The sequence below is a fragment of the Arthrobacter sp. HMWF013 genome, from assembly GCF_003061105.1.
In the GTDB taxonomy this organism is placed as follows: Bacteria; Actinomycetota; Actinomycetes; order Actinomycetales; family Micrococcaceae; genus Arthrobacter.
On sequence record NZ_QAIQ01000688.1, the window covers coordinates 1 to 2332 of the forward strand.

2 protein-coding genes and 1 pseudogene are annotated in these 2332 nt (G+C 67.1%); all 3 read left to right on the top strand.

The window, feature by feature from the left end:
• Positions 1-374 (top strand): annotated as a pseudogene (locus DBR22_RS22375) (nucleoside/nucleotide kinase family protein); the annotation flags it as partial.
• A gap of 76 nt (positions 375-450) precedes the next feature.
• Positions 451-1446, top strand: coding sequence for an aldo/keto reductase (locus DBR22_RS22380; protein WP_108600789.1), 996 nt, complete (start codon positions 451-453; stop codon positions 1444-1446).
• 10 nt (positions 1447-1456) lie between these two features.
• The gene (locus DBR22_RS22385; protein ID WP_108600790.1) at positions 1457-2107 is read left to right on the top strand and encodes an MBL fold metallo-hydrolase; all 651 of its coding nucleotides are present in this window, start codon (positions 1457-1459) and stop codon (positions 2105-2107) included.
• The last annotated feature ends 225 nt before the right edge of the window (positions 2108-2332 follow it).

A 2332-nucleotide genomic window follows, 5' to 3' on the forward strand; every position in this document is an offset into this window, starting at 1 on the left:
GTTACCTGTCGCTGCTGCAGCGGCTGGTGCGCCGGGACGAGGCAGTGGTGTACGCCCCGGAGTTCCGGCGCACGCTGGACGAGCCAGTGGCCGCGTCCATTGCGGTCGCGGCCTCCGTGCCGCTGGTGATCACCGAGGGCAACTACCTATTGGCCGAGCCGCCGCAGTGGAAGGACGTCCGGGCACAGCTGGACGAGGTCTGGTTCATGGACACGCCCCTTAACCTGCGGCTCGCCCGGCTGGTGGACCGGCATGTGGAATTTGGCATGGACCGGGCCGCGGCGGAGGCCTGGGCGATGGGCCCGGACGAGGCCAACGCCGTGCTGATCGAGGCCACACGCCGCGGTGCGGACCGGATTATCCCCTGGCATTAGTGACCCCGGCGCGGAATACTGCTGCATGCGGCGGGGTTCTTGGCTGGGATAAGTCCTCAAGGAACGGAGCGCACTCATGACTGCACCACTGGTACACCTCGGCGACGGCCTCATGGTCAGTCCCTTGGGCTTCGGCGGAATGGCCCTCACCCCGGTTTACGGCGACGTTGACCCGGAAGAGGCCCTCGAGACCCTGCACCATGCGGTGGATGCCGGCGTCAGCTTCATTGACACAGCGGACATCTACGGCGGGGGCAGCAACGAGGAACTCGTGGGGAGGTTGCTCAAGGACCGGCGGGACGAGGTCCAGCTCGCCACCAAGTTCTCCCTGGTGGGGACGCCGACGGCGGGATACACGGACATCCGCGGGGACGCAGCCTACGTCCGGCAGGCCGTGGACGCCAGCTTAAGGCGCCTGGGCACTGACGTGATCGACCTCTACTACATGCACCGCCGTGACCTCCGCGTTCCGATTGTGGAAACCGTGGAGGCCATGGCGGGGCTTGTGCAGCAGGGCAAGATCAAGCACCTTGGCCTGTCTGAGGTGACGGCGCAGGAGCTTGCCGAAGCCCACGCTGTACACCCGATCGCCGCAGTCCAGAGCGAGTGGTCCATCTGGAGCCGCGACGTGGAACGCAACGTTGTTCCTGCCGCGGCCGGACTGGGCGTGGGTTTTGTGCCGTATTCGCCGCTGGGCCGGGGATTCCTCACCGGCACCGTGGACGCTTCCAGCCTGGGCGCCCAGGACTTCCGACGCCGGATCCCCCGTTTCGCCGAAGACGCCGCCGATGCCAACCAGGGCGTGGTGGCCGCCATCGCGGTGGTCGCCGCCGAACTGGCAGCGACGCCCGCGCAGGTGGCACTCGCCTGGCTGCTTGCGCAGGGCCGGCGAATGGGCCTGCCCGTTGTTCCCATCCCCGGCACGCGCAAAACGCACCGGATCGATGAAAACCTGGGGGCCCTGTCCCTGGACCTGACCCCGGCGCAACTCAGCACACTGGATCAGGCCGCGGACGCCGTCGTCGGCTCCCGCTCTGCCGATCCGAACTGGGTGTCCGAGGGCCGTGAATAAACTGGTTCTCATGGACACGCTCATTCACGACTTACAGGACATCACCATCCGCCGGATTTCTGTCAGCGAGATGGACAACAACGTGTATCTGCTGACTGCCAAGGAGTCCGGCGCGCAATTGCTGATTGATGCCGCGGATGATCTTCCGGCCATCCAGGGCCTGCTGCAGGACGCCGCCGCGGACACCGCCGCAACGCCCAAACTGGAGCTGATCGCCACCACGCACCAGCACTGGGACCACGTCCGCGCACTGCCTGGCCTGGTGGAAGCGACAGGAGTGCGGACCGCGGCCGGTACGGATGATGCCCCGGAGCTGCCGGTGAGGGTGGATGTTTTGCTGGACCACGGCGATGTCGGGAACTTTGACGGCTTCGACGTGACCTCCGTGCACCTGCGCGGGCACACCCCCGGCTCCGTGGCCCTGGTGTACCAGGACCCGGCCGGGCCTGCGCACATCTTCTCCGGGGATTCGCTGTTTCCCGGCGGCGTGGGCAACACCCAGAAGGATCCTGAGCGGTTCGACCAGCTGCTCACCGATGTGAGCGAGCGGCTGTTCGATGTGTACCCGGATGACACCGTGGTGCACCCTGGCCACGGCCAGCCCACAACGCTCGGCGCGGAACGCCCGCACCTTGCGGAGTGGCGCGCCCGCGGCTGGTAGCTTTCAGGCAAGCGCTGCGCTTGGTTGTTTGCGCTGCGCAAAATGCCGGTCGCTGGGGATATACCCGTAGCGCCCGGCATTCTGCGTATCACGAGCTACTTTGCGTAGCGAAGAACCAAACTCCTAGCGGCTGCGGCGTTCGTTCGATGCCGGAGCTGACGCGCGGCGGGGGCCTGCGCTGCGGGCCGGACGGCCTTCACCGGAGCGGCCACCGCCACCGTTGCC

Bases quoted from the DNA above. Each gene is read 5' to 3' on its own strand.
- DBR22_RS22380 (WP_108600789.1), top strand. From the start codon at position 451: ATGACTGCACCACTGGTACACCTCGGCGACGGCCTCATGGTCAGTCCC.
- DBR22_RS22385 (WP_108600790.1), top strand. From the start codon at position 1,457: ATGGACACGCTCATTCACGACTTACAGGACATCACCATCCGCCGGATT.